The sequence below is a fragment of the Bacillus sp. 03113 genome (assembly GCF_006546985.1).
GTDB lineage: Bacteria > Bacillota > Bacilli > Bacillales > Cytobacillaceae > VATK01.
Window position 1 is genome coordinate 1 of the sequence record NZ_VATK01000026.1, and the last position, 16,442, is coordinate 16,442.

General features: G+C 35.9%; 15 protein-coding genes and 1 pseudogene. 8 read left to right on the forward strand and 8 right to left on the reverse strand.

The genetic code is table 11. From position 1 onward, the window contains the following. Positions 1-597: 597 nt before the first annotated feature. Both FDO66_RS19090 and FDO66_RS19095 read right to left on the reverse strand, forming a co-directional pair. A complete protein-coding gene (locus FDO66_RS19090; protein ID WP_141434261.1) occupies positions 598-1,251 on the reverse strand; it encodes a DUF1801 domain-containing protein in 654 nt (217 codons plus the stop codon). A gap of 294 nt (positions 1,252-1,545) precedes the next feature. Continuing rightward, positions 1,546-2,055 (reverse strand): GNAT family N-acetyltransferase, encoded by a 510-nt coding sequence (locus FDO66_RS19095; RefSeq protein ID WP_141434262.1) that lies wholly within the window; start codon positions 2,053-2,055, stop codon positions 1,546-1,548. A gap of 206 nt (positions 2,056-2,261) precedes the next feature. Here FDO66_RS19095 and FDO66_RS19100 point away from each other — a divergent pair, with 206 nt between their 5' ends. Then, a complete protein-coding gene (locus FDO66_RS19100; RefSeq protein ID WP_141434263.1) occupies positions 2,262-3,716 on the forward strand; it encodes a PQQ-dependent sugar dehydrogenase in 1,455 nt (484 codons plus the stop codon). Positions 3,717-4,173: 457 nt separating this feature from the next. Here FDO66_RS19100 and FDO66_RS19105 read toward each other — a convergent pair whose 3' ends face one another. From FDO66_RS19105 to FDO66_RS19120, 4 genes are all read right to left on the reverse strand, one after another. Beyond that, the gene (locus FDO66_RS19105) at positions 4,174-4,734 is read right to left on the reverse strand and encodes a YybS family protein (protein ID WP_141434264.1); all 561 of its coding nucleotides are present in this window, start codon (positions 4,732-4,734) and stop codon (positions 4,174-4,176) included. 475 nt (positions 4,735-5,209) lie between these two features. Further along, positions 5,210-5,983 (reverse strand): Cof-type HAD-IIB family hydrolase, encoded by a 774-nt coding sequence (locus FDO66_RS19110; protein ID WP_141434265.1) that lies wholly within the window; start codon positions 5,981-5,983, stop codon positions 5,210-5,212. A 253-nt stretch (positions 5,984-6,236) separates the two neighbouring features. Beyond that, on the reverse strand, positions 6,237-6,482 hold the full coding sequence (locus FDO66_RS19115; protein WP_141434266.1) for a cytoplasmic protein: 246 nt from the start codon (positions 6,480-6,482) through the stop codon (positions 6,237-6,239). A gap of 210 nt (positions 6,483-6,692) precedes the next feature. Further along, positions 6,693-7,205, reverse strand: a complete 513-nt coding sequence (locus FDO66_RS19120; protein ID WP_181444662.1) for a DUF6933 domain-containing protein — start codon at positions 7,203-7,205, stop codon at positions 6,693-6,695. Positions 7,206-7,403: 198 nt separating this feature from the next. Here FDO66_RS19120 and FDO66_RS21355 point away from each other — a divergent pair, with 198 nt between their 5' ends. Continuing rightward, complete coding sequence (locus FDO66_RS21355; protein WP_258535795.1) at positions 7,404-7,532, forward strand: hypothetical protein; 129 nt, start codon at positions 7,404-7,406, stop codon at positions 7,530-7,532. A 40-nt stretch (positions 7,533-7,572) separates the two neighbouring features. Then, entirely contained in the window at positions 7,573-8,562 is a 990-nt protein-coding gene (locus tag FDO66_RS19125) for an aldo/keto reductase (RefSeq protein WP_141434268.1), read from the forward strand. Between the two features lie 405 nt (positions 8,563-8,967). Here FDO66_RS19125 and FDO66_RS19130 read toward each other — a convergent pair whose 3' ends face one another. Next, the gene (locus tag FDO66_RS19130) at positions 8,968-9,510 is read right to left on the reverse strand and encodes a TetR/AcrR family transcriptional regulator (RefSeq protein ID WP_141434269.1); all 543 of its coding nucleotides are present in this window, start codon (positions 9,508-9,510) and stop codon (positions 8,968-8,970) included. 161 nt (positions 9,511-9,671) lie between these two features. Here FDO66_RS19130 and FDO66_RS19135 point away from each other — a divergent pair, with 161 nt between their 5' ends. After that, on the forward strand, positions 9,672-10,424 hold the full coding sequence (locus FDO66_RS19135; protein ID WP_141434270.1) for an SDR family oxidoreductase: 753 nt from the start codon (positions 9,672-9,674) through the stop codon (positions 10,422-10,424). A 22-nt stretch (positions 10,425-10,446) separates the two neighbouring features. Next, positions 10,447-11,355, forward strand: a complete 909-nt coding sequence (locus tag FDO66_RS19140; RefSeq protein ID WP_141434271.1) for an SDR family oxidoreductase — start codon at positions 10,447-10,449, stop codon at positions 11,353-11,355. A gap of 336 nt (positions 11,356-11,691) precedes the next feature. Here FDO66_RS19140 and FDO66_RS19145 read toward each other — a convergent pair whose 3' ends face one another. Next, positions 11,692-12,663 (reverse strand): alpha/beta hydrolase, encoded by a 972-nt coding sequence (locus FDO66_RS19145; protein WP_141434272.1) that lies wholly within the window; start codon positions 12,661-12,663, stop codon positions 11,692-11,694. Between the two features lie 1,048 nt (positions 12,664-13,711). Between FDO66_RS19145 and FDO66_RS19150 the strand changes: the two are divergent. The 3 genes and pseudogenes from FDO66_RS19150 to FDO66_RS19160 all read left to right on the forward strand — a co-directional run. Next, a pseudogene (locus FDO66_RS19150) lies at positions 13,712-14,314 on the forward strand (MFS transporter); the annotation flags it as partial. Between the two features lie 402 nt (positions 14,315-14,716). Further along, positions 14,717-15,079, forward strand: coding sequence for a YhjD family protein (locus FDO66_RS19155; RefSeq protein ID WP_141434273.1), 363 nt, complete (start codon positions 14,717-14,719; stop codon positions 15,077-15,079). 831 nt (positions 15,080-15,910) lie between these two features. Continuing rightward, positions 15,911-16,357 (forward strand): MarR family winged helix-turn-helix transcriptional regulator, encoded by a 447-nt coding sequence (locus FDO66_RS19160; RefSeq protein WP_258535796.1) that lies wholly within the window; start codon positions 15,911-15,913, stop codon positions 16,355-16,357. Positions 16,358-16,442: the final 85 nt, after the last annotated feature.

Sequence of the window (16,442 nt, forward strand, 5' to 3'; positions counted from 1 at the left end):
CCAAACCCCTTCAACGTAGTTCATCGTGCTATCTTTCTTTCGAGAGACTACACTCACTTAAGCTTGAGAGCAATCAAACCTCCACAACAAACCAACTGTTACGATTTGTTATGGTTTTATACCAGCTGTTGATAGCTCCTTGTATTATCGTTATTAAATAAACCTGCTTCTATAGTTTAAGAACATTCCTTCACAATCTCTACCTAATTTTAACATAATCTTCTTCATCGTTATGCCACAATCTGGCCCTAAAATGCAAAATGAGCGCCAATTCCTAAAGCGCCTTTTAATTGAAGATCGAGTAACACTCATTTTAGCTAAATAGCAGCATGTAATATTGCATAAAAGCTTTACGTTAGTTCAAGAAAAGTGTACCTTTCAGCAAAAATCCAAAGGGTACACTTTTGTGTGCAGTATTTTTCTTTTCTTAGATGGTAATGCGTAAGCATGTTACACGTTAGTTTGCTTATACTCTACGAATCACTTTTTTGTTTTTTTCATTTTAAATTATTTGATTGAGTGTTACCTGCAATCTAAAAAGGAGTTGGAATGAACGCAAAGTGAGGTAATATCTTAAAGTTTGATTAATTTATTTTCTTATCGAATGTTCTTGTGCGAGCCGTCGCAGTTGGGTTGCTTTTGAGATAGTCCACAAGTGCAATCATTTAATCCCTTTCCATTGAGAATTTGCTGCATATATTTTTCAACCCTTGACACTCGAGTTTTGGATTGTTTGGGTGCAGAAAAATGAAGAATGTATGCTCTTTGTCGTCCCGGTGTCAATGCTTCAAAAGCAGTTTTCAAGGCAGCGATTTCATCGAATTTATTTTGAAGTTCTTCAGGAATTGTGAATTCTGTATTCTTTTTAATATTCACTTCCAAACCGGCTTTTTCAACTTCAATGGCTTCATAAATATAGGCTTTTAAAATGGTTTCCATTTCAACTATTTCTTGAACATTGGTGAACCTAATCTGGCGCGCCGCCTGTACATTCTCCGTTTGTTGGACTAGAATCCCATGGGCATCCTGTAACAAGGCACCTTTGTGAAACAAAAGTGCACAATATTCTTTAAATCCATGTATTAAAACTATGTTTTTTTTCTCAAACGTGTAACAAGGATGCATCCACTTAAATTCTTCGGTCAGCTCACAGTCAAGAACGATATTTCTCAACTTCTCATATTCTTCCTTCCACTTTTTGGCTTTACTTAAAAATTCATCAACCTTAGGATTCAGTCTACTATTTGTCATCAAGCAACACCCCTCTTCAATTTTTCGATCAGCTGACAGTCAAGAATGATCATACTCGATTTTTCCAATTTCTTCTATCACTTTTTGGCTTTACTTGAAAATTCATAAATTATTTATGTTTATGCTACCACGTCTTGTTTAAGTAACCTGCCGTTTTCGTTTAAGTACATTTTTTCACAATCACTTCCTAATTTTATCATAAGAATGACAAACATCGTTGTTAAACCATATGGCCCTAAAATGAAAATAAGCGCTCATCCTTGTTACGAAGCGCCCGATTGTTGAATAATAGAATTAGAATATTTTTCTTATATCATTCCATCCATAAACAATTTCATTAGGCTGTTTCCCTAAGATTTCTATTATTATTTTGTCAATTTCTTTTGCCCCAAGCGTCTCATAAAACTGTCTAGATCTATTCGCTTCTAAAACTAAAACAATCATTGAAAAAATATCTTGTTTAGTTAACTCTTTAATAATAGGTACCAATAACAGCTTTCCAATACCATTTCTTTGGTATTCATTCAATATATAGATTACATATAATTCCCCCATATAAGTTGGATAGTTCCCGGTCCGTTCTATTCCACCATTTGAGAATCCAACGATTTTACCCTCATCGTTTTCAGCAACGATAACACCTGATTTCAAGATTATCGCTCTCCATTTTTGCTCTCTACTTTCATATGTCATCTTATTTAAATAAGCATCCGGAACGATATTTTTATAAGTCGTTTTCCAGCAATCGACCTGTACTAGAGAAACACCTTTAGCATCATTTGATACAGCTCTCCTTATGTTCATAGTTCACCTTGGTGTATTTGCTAACCTGTTCTTTAATTCAATTTAAAAGTGCACTTCTCCTTCTTGAAGAAATGCACCCTTTAAGTACGCTGGTGCAGAAAATGGTGCAATGCCTTGTCAGATTCCACAGCCTTAATTTGGTACTAATAGAACAGTTGTAACAATATTCTTATAAAAGAAAACAATAAGAAGGAGTGTAAAGTCAGATGATAAAAGTTAAAGTTAGTTTACGGCCCATTGTTAGTAAGATAAATTTACCCACTGTTTTGAAAACAACTATACCTCCGGGTGACTCAATTGAAAGATTATTTATTGCAACCCAGGTAGGAGAGATCTTTTACATAGGAAACGGAGTTATAAGGACTTTTTTAGATATTCGCCCGCGAATCATAAAGCTAGGTGTTTCTGGTGGTGGATATGATGAACGGGGATTGCTAGGGCTAGCGTTTCATCCCGAATTTTATGATAACGGTCTGTTTTATCTTCATTATTCAGTAGCTGGAACACAAGGTCCAGGTGCTCTTCCTAATTTAAAAGCTGCAAGACAAGGTCTAAATGCTCTTCCTGAATTTTTTAAGCCTAATCCGTGTGACCCCAGAACCTTAAACTTAAGGTGGATAAATAGAGAAATTCAATATGATCATATTGATACAGTTGAAGAATGGATTTTACAATCGAATGGTCAACCTCAAAAACGACGGACATTACTTAACTTAAGAAGACCATTTTTTAATCATAATGGTGTCAATAGTTTAAACTTTTCACCTGAAACAGGAAAACTTGTTTTAACAACCGGAGATGGTGGATCAGGCTATGATCCATTTAATTTAAGCCAGGATGATATGGAAATCGCCGGTAAAATAATTGAAATTGATGTAGTTAAGAATACATTTACCAATAATCCACCCATAGTCACACGTTTTAATGAACTTCCCGCACCTATTCAGGAAACGCTTACAGTAATTGCCAAAGGGGTACGCAATATACCTGGCATTTCATTTCAAAGGTTTTATAATCAGTATATCAAATATGTGGGAAATGTCGGACAGGATCTGGTAGAGTCAATTTTTTCATTCGTTCATTATAAACCAATACCGGTTACTCAGCTTATTCAAGCTTCTTTAATGAATTCTGAACCTGACCTAGAAGGATTTATTAACTTTGGCTGGCGAGGGTGGGAAGGTGCTTTTCCTACTTCGATTATAAGGGGCTGCTCTGCAAATCCGACTTTGGATGAGAAAACAATTGCTTATTACAATGAAGCGGTAAAAACTTCAGTGCGGCGTCTTCAGCCTCTAACTAGTTATTTTCATAAAGATCCCCGACCCGATAAGTTTGGAGGAACTGCACTTACAGGAGTCCAGTCATATATGGGAAATGGAATTCCCGATTTAACGGGAAGCGTTGTGTTTACCGATTTTGCCCGGGATGAAGAATCTCAACCTCCGGTTAGAGGGGCTCTAGCTTATACCAAGGTAAGAACAGATTGTAAACTAAATGATTTTAGTGTTGTTGAAACCGATTATAATTTTGGGTCTCAATCAGCTTTTTATTTTAGTTTGGGAACGAATCTGAATCAAACCAGACTATATTTAGGGGTTTATGGCTCTATGAATGTGACTGATTTTAACCAAGGTACTGTTTTTGAAATTGTTCCATGATTCATAACTATAAAATTCGACTTAATACCAGATAAATCTCTTTCTTGGATTTAATTGAATCGAAAAATAAAACAAACAAGAGAGCAATCATGCTCCCTCGTTTGTTTATTTTTCCGGGTATTTAAAAGCTAAACACCTTGATTTCATCCCAAATATTTGTATTTCTCTTACAATAGAACGGATATTATCTTGTTTGTCCTCGTGAGATAACTCTTCGTCATTGAAGAAGTTATATTCCTCCGGCTTTCTTGTACAAGGTTCTGCCGTATCTGGCTCTCACTAACTTGTTGAGCATTCAATCGCTCTTATATACCGGTTCACATATTCCTCTTATGGGAGAAAATTTTAAAACCTAAAATCTTTTATCTGAAACAGCAAATGCACAAACATGGACGGGTGCCATTCTCCCTTTGGCGTTCCTACTTATCGCGCGGAATTTATAAGAGATTTGGAGAGTCTAAGTTATAATGGTCTTTAATTTTTTAAAAAAGAATAAAGCCATCTCAACCCATAACCAGTTATAAAGGAAAGAAAATAAAAAAATACTTCCTGCTGTAAGGAGTGAAAAGGAATCGGATACGGCTGGACCAAGAACGGGAAAGTGGAAAACATATAGTAGACTCATAATTCCTATCGTTAAGAGAATGGCACCAATAGAAATAATGCTTAATCTCTTCTTGAAAAAGGAAAAAGCTGCGCCTATACCAATCCCTAACAACCCTGTTGTAAAAGGAAAAACGACTAGTTCACTTGGAAACAGAATAAATAGCAACAGGTTGGTAAGAAAATAAGACATCACTCCCATATGAAGGGAAAACATGGCACCAATCAGAATGGGTAAAGTGGCAAATGGGCTGATAAAATATCCGATCCCTGGTAAAAAGCCACCTGCTGCTTGAAGTACAGTAGCCATACAGGCGAGCAAAGATCCTAAAACAAGCCTCTTCACTTTTGTATGTTTACGAAATTCTAATTGGGCAAATCGAACATCATCTGAAATTGATTTAAAAAAATACATCGGTCCACCTCATTCAAAACGGTTTTTATACAATACAATATATTAACCATTGATTAGAGGTGGAACTACCCTATGATAATAAGTAGATGAAATAATTCCCTACTAATCTAACTATTTTTTGCTTCTAAACAAAAGTGCACACCTATTCATAAGGTTTATCATATTTCCAGTTAAGAATGTCTGTTGCCAATTTCTCATTCATATTTCTAATAACTAATATCATTCTATATCCCTCTTTTGACCTAAGGGCTTCATAAAACCGCCTTACCCCTTTTTTAACAAATCTTACGTTAGCTCAATTGCAGTTATTTCTCCAATTTCTAGAAGGTATAATAAATTCCCTGCAAAAACCGCCATCTTCTTAAAGAATGGCGCTCTCTAGTTTAAGTTCAGTTCTTCACAAACTTTCTTTTCAAATTAAATTTGGTCCGCCTTATAATCGTATAACATCATAAGGGATAACTACCTTTTTTGTTTAAATTATCCCATACTTTTTTAAAGCAAACTCAATACCGTCTTCACTAGATTTTTTTGTAACGAAATCTGCAACATTTTTCAATTTTTCATTTCCATTCCCCATGGCTATACCAAGTCCCACTAATTCCAACATGTCTATGTCATTCTCACCATCACCAAAAGCAATAGCCTCCGATTTATCAATACCAAAATACTGTAGAACCTTTACTATGGCTAAAGATTTAGATACCTCTTCTTGTAAGACATTCACCACAAAAGGATGCCATCTTTTAAATGTTAGCTGCGGAAATTTATGAATGTATTTCTCTATAGTTTTATCAGTTGCAAACAGGCACATTAGAAATACCTCTTCATTATAAATCAGTTGATTAATGGCAGGATATTCATGCAATGACAAAGTTTCTTTCAAAGCTTTTAATACACTATTATCTTTTATACCATTCATGCTAAAATCTTCAGTGTAGTATGACAGAGCGTGGTTCTCTGTGAGTGCAAATTCAACCACTTCTTGAACTATGCTTTTATCCATAGGTATTTTATGAATAACCTTTTGCTTGTGTTTCACATAGGCTCCGTTTGCTGTGATGAAGGTATCTATTCCCAATTCCCCAATTTCTTTGCACATAGATAACGGTCTTCCCGTTGCAGCTACAACCTTTATTTCTTTACTTTTTAATGATTTTATAGCTTCTTTAGTTTTCTTTGAAATACTACCATCCTCATGATGTGTAATAGTTCCATCAACATCGAAAAATACAATTTTGTTGTCCATAAACTCCCCTTCAAATCATTCATATGATGTAGCTAAAAAGTGCTTTTGGGATGGTTTTACTATTATCTATTCTACTTGAAAGCTTCAAACTCCTTGTTCAACCTGCTCTATTGCTTAAACCCAATTATTTCAAACTTGAGCGATCAACTCAATCTTTTTTCGCAAAAAAAGGAGCTTACCTTATTACAGATAAGCGCCCTTTTGCTGAAGATCGTTAATAAAATCATCCGTTAGTCATTTAACAAATTTCACACTAAAACCACACCTTATGCATCCCTTTTAGAAACAGTTCAGTGATGGGAAATCCAGAACTCTTCCCTATAACAGAATCAATTCCGCAATAAGGGCAAACTGCTGTATCCTCATCATCCCACCATTCATCAATTTCATTAGGGTTAAATATTTTCAAACAATAAAAACATCCGCATATGCTATCCTTTTCTAAGTCTTTCCTATTATGACTACTAAATCGATGTGCTTTTTCAAAGTTTTTTTCCATTACTATTTCTCCCTTTTATAATAAAAACAAAGAAAAAGATTTACCTTAGTAACTCGTTATTAAACTCTTGCGCCCGTTTGTTGATTGTTTTACTGTTTGTTGACTTCACTTTTTTCCTGAAAAGCAACCAACCTCTTGCCTTTGGGACAAAGGTTGACTTTGCCATCCGTGTTAGTTGGAACGACAATTTTCCGCCAAACTGCGCTCCTCTCAAGCATCAACTTTACGTTTCACTGCTTTAGATTGAAAAATCGGATGACCCGCCAACTCCTCCAAATGCTTATCCTTTTCTTCCTTTGGATAAATGTAGTTATTCTTCCCTACTCCTGCTAATAAGCCATTAATCCTTAAGCTCATCTCCACTTGATTGATGCTGTCGTTATCAAGTAAATCCCCAAAGTGATAAACATTTTCGCATACCTTGTTCATTCTAGATACAGATGTTCTATCTTTTGTTTTGGAAAAGGTAATATGAGGAGAGTGTTGCAAAAACTTCTCGATCACTTCATCCTTGATACACTCCGCTTCAAATGTTTCCCGGATGGCCTGTACGATTAACTTACCTATAGTTTTCATATCCTTTGCTTTTTTACTTAACAAATCCGGAGAATGATTTAACAACCCACGATTCTCAATGAGAACATCGTGGATTGTCTCAGTCGCAAAAGCTACCGAAAACATATGCTCTACTTCAGGTGCATATATATCATGCTCAGATGTCAATCTTTACACAATCATATTCTCACTGAGTTGCCATACCCTGCTAAGCCATTTCATTTTTTCTTTTTAGAATATATGAAATTTAATATATATTCTATAGTTACAAATTGTTGACATTGTAACTTCACGATGTATAATAACGATAGAGGTTACGAATATTATATTTTGTAACTTGCCGATATTAAAAGAAAGGACGATGCAATGCTTAACACAACGAATGGAACAAATGTAGCGCTTGTAACAGAAGGTTCTGAAAGGATTGGTCGGGCAGTTATAAGGAAATTGTCTGATGCAGGTTTTGCAGTTACCGTTCAATACGCTGGCAATTAAGTGAATTTGTAGAAAAAGTATATATGGAGGTTTTAAACTTATGTTATATAGAAAGCTTGGTCAAAACGACTCATCGATATCTGCATTAGGACTTGGTTGCATGGGGATGTCTGATCTTTATGGTACAGCGGATCGGAAAGAAAGCATCGCTACTATTCATGCTGCACTGGAAGCTGGAATTACCTTGTTCGATACTGGCGATTTTTATGGGGTCGGTCACAACGAACTTCTTTTAAATGAAGCGTTAAAAGGAACAAAACGTGATAAAGCATTCATTTCTGTTAAATTTGGTGCTATGAGATCCCCAGACGGAGGATGGGTAGGTGTGGATAATCGCCCCCAAGCTGTGAAAAACTTCTTATCTTACACATTACAGAGATTAGGTGTTGATTATATTGATCTATATGAACCATCACGAGTCGATCCAAATGTGCCAATTGAGGAAACAGTAGGAGCAATTGCCGATATGGTAAAAGAAGGCTACGTTAGGCATATAGGTCTTTCTGAGGCAAATGCAGACACGATCCGTCGTGCTCATTCAGTACATCCGATTAGTTGGTTACAAATCGAATATTCACTCTTTAGTCGTGGGATTGAAAAAGAAATCTTGCCAACTTTACGTGAACTTGGTATCACCCTTTCGGCATATGGTGTTCTTTCACGTGGATTGTTAAGTGGAAAGTGGTCCAAGGATCGTCAGGGCACACCTGATTTCCGTTCTTTTTCTCCTCGCTTTATGGGTGAAAACCTAGATAGAAACTTAGCTCTTGTAGAGGCTTTACGAGAAATTGCTGAGGAAAAGCAAACGACAGTGGCACAACTTGCCATAGCTTGGGTTCTTTCTAGAGGTGAGGATGTAATCCCATTAATTGGTGCTAGGAAACGTTCACATCTACAGGATGCTCTGGGAGCAGTTAGTCTTCAACTTAGCCAATCTGATATTGAAAAAATTGAAGCTGCTGTGCCTTCAGAAGCTGTTGCTGGGACACGTTATGCAGCTGAACAAATGGGATTGCTTGGAGTAGAATAAGGATAGCTAATCATTATTTAATGAAATAAACTATGAGATACGGCGGAGCATATGCTTCGCCGTTTTGATTCTCTTATGTAATATCTAATAATCCCTTGTAGTAATTGGAGTAAGTATAATTAAAAATCCTGTATTTATGGGTTTCTTTTGTGTTATTTTCAGCCTTTGGAAAACCCAGCAGCCTCTTACCGTTTCCATATTTAGATTTAATTAATTTGGTAGGTACCTCTTACCTCACTGGGTCATCATATATTAAATATTTTTATAGAACTTATGTAATAAGTTTTGTCTTTTTTTATTACTCATGTAATATCGACTTAAATCACGTCCCAAGTGAAGATTATTCACTTGGGACATTCCTCGCTTTTAGTATAAGGTAATCTCTAAATTGACTGTTAGTCTAGACTAATTAGTGCTATCTTTGCAAATCAAATGCCATACCTTTTCAAATAATTCTTGATAATTATCTTGATCCCAACGATCCGCAAAATAAGGATTATGAAAATAAACAAATGCAGTCAAGATAGCCTGTCCCTCTCCCTTGCGACCGCTAATGGCTTCTATTTTTTCCGCTAATTGTTTTAAATGACTATTGACTAACGTTTGTGTACCCTCCAAATAGTCAGTGTATAAAAGAAACATTCGTTTATCATTATGGTGAAGGTTTTTCTTTGTATTGGATAGAAGCCAAAGCCAATCATGGAGGGCAGATTCACCATCCAAATTTGTTGGAGCCTCCCATACTAATAAGTCTTCTGAAGTGGTGTTTAACCATCTTAATGCGAGTTGCTGCAAAAGATCCTCTTTGTTTTTGTAATGTTTATAGAAAGCCGCATGGGTTACACCCAAGGCTTTAGCTATTTCTGAAAGTGTAATTTTTTTTACACCCTTTTCCATGATCATTGCTTCTGCAACGTTAAATATCTTTTCCTCTGTGAGTATTGCCAATTTGATTTTCCTTTTCATTTTTCTTTTTAGTATACACGAAATTCAATATATATTCCATAGTTACAAACTGTTGACATTGTAACTTTATGATGTATAATAACGATAAAGGTTACAAACATTATATTTTGTAACTATAAATTTTAAGGGAAAAGGGCGATGTTATGCTTAACACAACGAATGGAACAAATGATCTAAGAGTAGCGCTTGTAACAGGAGGTTCTGGAGGAATTGGTCGGGCAGTTGTAAAGGAATTGTCTGATGCAGGTATTGCTGTTGCCGTTCATTATGCTGGCAATAAAGCGGGTGCAGATACTTTAGTTGCAGAAATAGTTGAGAAAGGCGGTAAAGCAATCAGTGTTGGTGGAGATGTAGCAGATGAACATGCCATGAAAACCGTTTTTGATACAATCGAAGCAGAATTCGGCGGTATCGATGTGGTAATCAACACTGCAGGAATTATGATTCTTAGTCCAATTGCGGAAATAAAATTAGATGATCTAGATAAAATGCATCGGACGAATATTCGTGGTACGTTTGTAATCTCACAGCTAGCTGCACAGCGCGTACGTGAAGGCGGTGCCATTATTAACTTTTCTACTTCAGTTACTCGTACACAGTTTCCTAATTATGGAGCATATACGGCAAGTAAAGCTGCAGTTGAAGCAATGACGATGATCCTAGCCCGCGAATTACGTGGAAAAGATATCACTGTTAATGCTGTGGCCCCTGGGCCAACAGCAACACCATTATTTTTGGCTGGAAAAGATGAACAAACAATCGACAAACTTTCTAAAGCAGTACCACTTGAACGTCTTGGTACACCAGAAGATATTGCCGAAACAGTAGTATATTTAGCGACATCAGGACGTTGGATTAATGGACAAATTATTTTTTCAAATGGCGGCCTTGCATAATTACAATTAGGAGGAATGGAAAATGTATAGTGAAGAAAAAAAAGTCATAGTTATAACAGGAGCTTCAAGTGGGTTCGGTGCACTTACCGCTCGGACACTTTCAAAAGCTGGACATATTGTCTATGCTGGTATGCGTGAAACAAGTGGACGTAATGCTCCTCAAGTAGAAGCTGTTAACAATTTTGCCTCGGAACATAGGGTAAATATTAAAGCGATTGAAATGGATGTGAATTCACAGAACTCTGTTGATTCAGCAGTTCGTGAAATTTTAGCAGAAAATGGTCATATTGATGTTTTAATCCATAATGCTGGACATATGGTCGTTGGTCCAGCAGAAGCGTTTACTCCTGAACAACTAGCCAAAATATACAATATCAATGTGTTATCGACTCAACGTGTTAATCGTTCTGTGCTTCCCCACATGCGGCATCGTGGAGATGGCTTGATTATTTGGGTGTCTAGCTCAAGTGTAAAAGGTGGAACACCACCTTACTTAGCGCCATATTTTGCCGCAAAAGCAGGTATGGACTCATTAGCGGTATCTTATGCGGCCGAACTGGCACGATTTGGAATAGAGACTTCAATCGTGGTGCCAGGTTCATTTACTAATGGAACGAATCATTTTCTTCACGCTGGTCATCCGCAAGACAAAGATGTACAACAAGAATATGATGCTAAGTACAATGGTTTAATGGACCAAGTAAGTAAAAAGCTCGCTGCACTTTCCCCAGAAAACGCTGATGTATCCATGGTATCAGATGAAATTGCACGCATTGTGTCTCTACCAAAAGGTGAACGACCATATCGAGTACACATTGATCCAGCGGACGACGGTTCAGAAGCAGTTTCCGTAGTTGCTGATCGAATTCGCACAGAATTCCTTACAAGGGTAGGCTTAGACGATCTAATTACTCTGAAAACAGGTAAGTAAACTCATCTCACATAGAGAAGAACCCCATCCGTTTTGAAAAAAGATTAATCAAAACGGATGGGGTTAATTATAGTTACTTTTATAAAAAAGTTTGATCATTTTCTATCTGTGTTGCTCCACAATCGCGCCCGATTCTGGAATAAGCAGTTACCTACTATTAGCTTGTTTTGATGAATAAGATTAACATATTTCTTTTAATGTCTATTTAACATAAGCCTCGTTATAGGAATTAAAAAGCCTATTGTAGATTTAAAATAAAGTCTGACTGTTTGTAATAAAGTGGCACCGTTTCATTCCTTTTCGATCAAAGAATTCTAAGTGAGTTTTAATCAAATTTTATTTTAAATCATCACTTTGCAAAAATTTTTTTGTCTCCTGAACAATATAATCGGATTTATAATAATGAATCATGTGACCGCAATCAAGTTGAATCAGTTTGATTTTATCCGATTGACTGGCAAAGTTGCGTTCAGACTGCACCCATTTATCTCCAAGGCCTGTACTATCGCCGTTTGATGAAAACAGTAACATCGGAATATTTGGCATACCGCCTTTCTGTACTTTTTTTGCGTTGCTACTGATAGCTCTTGACTCCGCAATTACATCGTCATTCAATGTCATCTTATATGTAAGATATTTATTCTGAGCAATTTCAGCTTTGGTTAATCCCCGTTCACTGACCGGATAAAAAATCGATATTCTATGCAAACCCATATAAGTCATTACCTTCAGAAATTCGGGCGAAGAAAGCAATTTGATTGGAAAAAGGTTATGAGGATTAATCTGATAGCACTCCGGTACAGACATATCCAAGCCAACGATAGCTGAAACTTCATCAGGATAATGCTGCGCCCAGTATAACGCCTCAAGACCGGACATGGAGTGTGGTAGCAATACATAAGGACCATTTTCTCCTGCAAGCTTCAGTGCCTCACGGTCTTCTTTTGCCATTGTAGAGATATCTCTGGGCAGACCGCTTACATCTGAATATCCATATCCGAATTTTTCGACAACAACAATACGGTATTCATCTGACAATTTAGAATACAACGTCTTATAATCATATACAGGTGCAGCAATACCATAGGCCGACATAATGATTAAAGTGGGCTTGTTTCCTTTTTCACCCTCAGCATAAACATGCATTTTATGCCCATCTACCGAAACAAAAGATCTATTTGGGTTAATTAGACTAGCTTCTTTGGACAGCATGACATGATGATAAATTGTCATGGTTAACAAAAATAAAGCAACAATGCCAATCACATATAAAAGTACTCTTACTATAGTTCTCCTGAATTTTTTCATACAGTTCTCCAACAATTTTTAGTAGATTCCCACTTCCAATATATCACAAAATGAAGGCTAACTACTGTTTTAAACTCCACTCAGTAGCCTACTATACTAATAAGGTACGGTCTATTTAGACATGTTCATAAAGCTTGTCATATCAACATTTAATTGCTTATCGTTGTATAATTGCTGCGATGTATAGTGTAATACGATACGACTTCCAAAGCACACCTTTATTACTAAACAAAGGTTTTAAAGTAAAAGAGCTTGCAGGCAGGATTATATTATTGAATTTGCATTTGATATTCATTTCTAGTTTGCATAATCACTCACTGTATGCAGTTAGCAAAAACGCCAAACTCAAGTTCAAAAGTTGGCGCTTGTTCATTTTTTATCGTTTATGCATGATTTTATACATCGTTGATTTTCAATGTTTTTAGCTTCTGAAGAAGCCTGGCATCTGTATAAAAAAGTGGGGTTATATACAACTTCTTATTCAAGATAATGGCCCTTATCTATAGTATCAGCTCAAAAAAGTTGAAAGAATGCACCTTTTATCATTAATTACATGTAGTCATAGATACACGTTTTAAGGGCTTGACTTGAGCCCCCTGTGGGTACAATTGATCCTGTGAAGGATGTAGGATGTAGCAGTTTTCCATCATGCAACGAGCCTATCTATCGTACCTACCGCGCTTTCGCTTACTGTCCTTGAAGTTTAGTCTGGAAGAAGACCACTTCCACACTAAACTTCAAGGTTGTTTCTTTCTCCAGTTACCCTAGTCCATTTCCCCATACCTTTGAATACGTTGAATACATAAAAAATAACTATATATAATGTTTCCACAAAGTTAGAAATCTGGTCATTTTTGTATCATTACATACGTTAAATACGGTAAAAAAACATACTATAGATAAGGGGCGCTTTAACGGAGCAACGAAAAAAGCCTAATTTCTCAACATTTATTGAGAAATTAGGCTTTTTAATATGGCTATTTCCTTAACGTTGTAAATCCGCATTTTCCTGACGCTACCCCATAATGAACAAGTCTCAGATGGTAGGATTGGCTTCAAACGTATTATTGCACCAAAATATTTCCTTGCGTTTATTTTGATTTTTATTGCCTCATTTAGTTTGGCAGCTTTTGAATCGTTCTTTAGTCTATTTGTGGACCACAAATTTCAATTTAAACCATCCGATATAGCCATTACTATCACAGGTGGTGCAATTTTTGGTGCAGTTTCACAAGACATATTATTTGATAGACTTATACGAATTTGGGGAGAAATTAAACTGATTCGATACAGCTTAATATTATCGGCATTACTTGTCTTTTTAATGACCGTTGTTCATTCATATTTCTCTATTTTACTTGTTACATTTATTGTTTTTGTAGGATTCGATTTATTCCGACCAGCAGTTACTTCTTACCTTTCAAATATCGCCGGGAACGAACAAGGTTTCGTTGGTGGAATGAACTCTATGTTTACAAGTTTAGCGAACATTAGTGGACCAATTCTAGGGGGTATATTATTTGATATAGATATTAACTACCCTTACTACCTTGCGACTGTGATACTAGCTCTGGGAATAGTTATAACATTGTTCTGGAAGAAGCCAGCAAATAATTCTTCTAACGAAGTGAGGGCTAATGTAGCTAATTAATCAAATTGAAATAAAGACGAAAATTGTGAAACATTGTACTTAAATTAAAGTTCAACAAGAAAAAGTAGTTAAGATCTTCAACAATCGGGCGCTTTTCCGGAGTAAAAAAAAGCCCAATTTCTTAATTTCAATGCTGAGAAATTGGGCTTTTTTATTTTTCCTTATAGTGCAAAATAACACTTAAAATAGAAGCAAAATACCTCCTAAAGTGACAACGATTTCAAAAAATGACAACAAGGTATACCCTGTTGTCATTCGAGTTACTTATATACACTTACACTTGTGCCTATAAGTATAAATGTAAGATGTCCCCATTAAGGGATTTCTCCACTTGATTAAGAACTTATGTTCTAATATAGTATTGTTTAAGATGTTTTTAATAAAAATGCGGGAGTGTATTTTATGGTGAAAATGAGTGCAGCAGATAGAGAAATTTTCGAACAATCTATTTATTTGCCAATGGTCTTGTCTGTTTTGGAATATGATCGAAAAGTGACGGAAAAAACTCCATTTAAACTTAGAATTATTTATTTAAACCTTATAGAACATACCATGAAATTAGTTCAGAGGGATTTAAAATTAATAAAAGATAACATGCGCTTAAATAAAATGAAAACGGTTAAAGGAAAAAATGATGGTATCTTTACTAAATATGAATTTTATTACAAGGGTTATCATGAAGTACATCGCTACTGGAATGCTAATTTGAGAAATAATACAGAAAAATTGTTAAGGGCATATTTTATAGAATATAAAAATAATTAATAAGTACAATAACTTTATGGATGCGTAAAATTTTCAAACTAAACAAAAGCTGCAGCTGCTGTCGGAGCTTTTTTATCAAGTTTTTTACCAGCTGCAGTATTTTCTATATTGGGGTCCTACCAACAAAACGCGGAAAATACGTTTTCCACGTTTTGTTGGTAGGACCCCTTATAGAAAGTGGTAAAGTTCATAAACCAACGATAGAATCGATTTATGGATGATCGATGTTGATTAATGGTAGAGTGGCTTATCCTTTTTGACCAGGTAGTCATAACTCCTTCATTTTCCATTCATTTGATTATGACTAGAATTCCATGAGTTAATCACCCAAAATACCATAATTCATCATAATCTTTAATAGAATACGACAAGTCCATTTAAAATCGTTGGTAACTATTTTTAACTTGACTCCAGAAAGTTTATTATCTAAACTAAAAATGCGCTTAGACGAATGACAGGGCTAAATTTTTTTGGTTATTTAGTTTAGTTATTAAACAAAATGGAGATGGGGAAATGAAGATACCATCTAGAAATTTGACCAGAATGATTCTGTATTCCGTTATGTAAATGATTCTATCAGCTATTCATCATTACTGTGCGCCCACTATTTATCAATCACCTTGGAGACTTCATGTTGTTCAAGTGAGTATCGTCGTGATTATTTATAGCTTGTGGTACTTGTTGTTTGCCGCAAATGGCAAAATACTTTATTTACAAAAATTGATTTCCATCTTTTTGGTCGTTAGTTTCAGTTGCCTGGATTGGCATTTTTGAAGGTGGTTACAATTATTTTGTCAAAAACATTGTTTTTTTGATTGGAGTGTCCGAAATATGAAACAGAAAAAAGTAGATCGTACAAAGTCAGGTAGCCAGCATCTAGGCCAATTAATTATGCTGCTCCAACGTTTAGAAAAACATCCACATACGTTTGGAGAGGCGGGTCCTTTGACACCGACTGAGATTCATACTATTGATGCGATTGGCGTGGAAAGAGGTGTGCTAATGAGTGAACTCGCCAATCGCCTTCAGGTAACCAAGGGAGCCGTTACGCAAATTATTATCCGTTTGGAAGACAAGAACTTAGTGGAACGAACTCCAAATCCAACCGATTCAAGAAGTGTGATTGTATCTTTGACCAAAAAAGGCAAAAGTGCCTTTCGAGCCCATGAAGAGGTGCACTTACATTTCTATCGAGAGTTACGTTCGCAATTAAATGATCAGGAGATTGAGATTTTTGAGAAGTGCATAGAGAAGCTGTGTACCCATTTACGAAAGTAATTTTTTTACCTTTTTAGTTTAGTTTCTAAATAAATTAGCGATGTAAAGATAGGTACTAATAGAAGTTAGGTGGGATTTGATTGAG

Bases quoted from the DNA above. Each gene is read 5' to 3' on its own strand.
- FDO66_RS19125 (WP_141434268.1), top strand. From the start codon at position 7,573: ATGTTATATAGAAAGCTTGGTCAAAACGACTCATCGATATCTGCATTA.
- FDO66_RS19110 (WP_141434265.1), bottom strand. From the start codon at position 5,983: ATGGACAACAAAATTGTATTTTTCGATGTTGATGGAACTATTACACAT.
- FDO66_RS19105 (WP_141434264.1), bottom strand. From the start codon at position 4,734: ATGTATTTTTTTAAATCAATTTCAGATGATGTTCGATTTGCCCAATTA.
- FDO66_RS21355 (WP_258535795.1), top strand. From the start codon at position 7,404: ATGCTTAACACAACGAATGGAACAAATGTAGCGCTTGTAACAGAAGGT.
- FDO66_RS19145 (WP_141434272.1), bottom strand. From the start codon at position 12,663: ATGAAAAAATTCAGGAGAACTATAGTAAGAGTACTTTTATATGTGATT.
- FDO66_RS19135 (WP_141434270.1), top strand. From the start codon at position 9,672: ATGCTTAACACAACGAATGGAACAAATGATCTAAGAGTAGCGCTTGTA.
- FDO66_RS19155 (WP_141434273.1), top strand. From the start codon at position 14,717: ATGGTGAAAATGAGTGCAGCAGATAGAGAAATTTTCGAACAATCTATT.
- FDO66_RS19160 (WP_258535796.1), top strand. From the start codon at position 15,911: ATGAAACAGAAAAAAGTAGATCGTACAAAGTCAGGTAGCCAGCATCTA.
- FDO66_RS19090 (WP_141434261.1), bottom strand. From the start codon at position 1,251: ATGACAAATAGTAGACTGAATCCTAAGGTTGATGAATTTTTAAGTAAA.
- FDO66_RS19115 (WP_141434266.1), bottom strand. From the start codon at position 6,482: ATGGAAAAAAACTTTGAAAAAGCACATCGATTTAGTAGTCATAATAGG.
- FDO66_RS19095 (WP_141434262.1), bottom strand. From the start codon at position 2,055: ATGAACATAAGGAGAGCTGTATCAAATGATGCTAAAGGTGTTTCTCTA.
- FDO66_RS19140 (WP_141434271.1), top strand. From the start codon at position 10,447: ATGTATAGTGAAGAAAAAAAAGTCATAGTTATAACAGGAGCTTCAAGT.
- FDO66_RS19100 (WP_141434263.1), top strand. From the start codon at position 2,262: ATGATAAAAGTTAAAGTTAGTTTACGGCCCATTGTTAGTAAGATAAAT.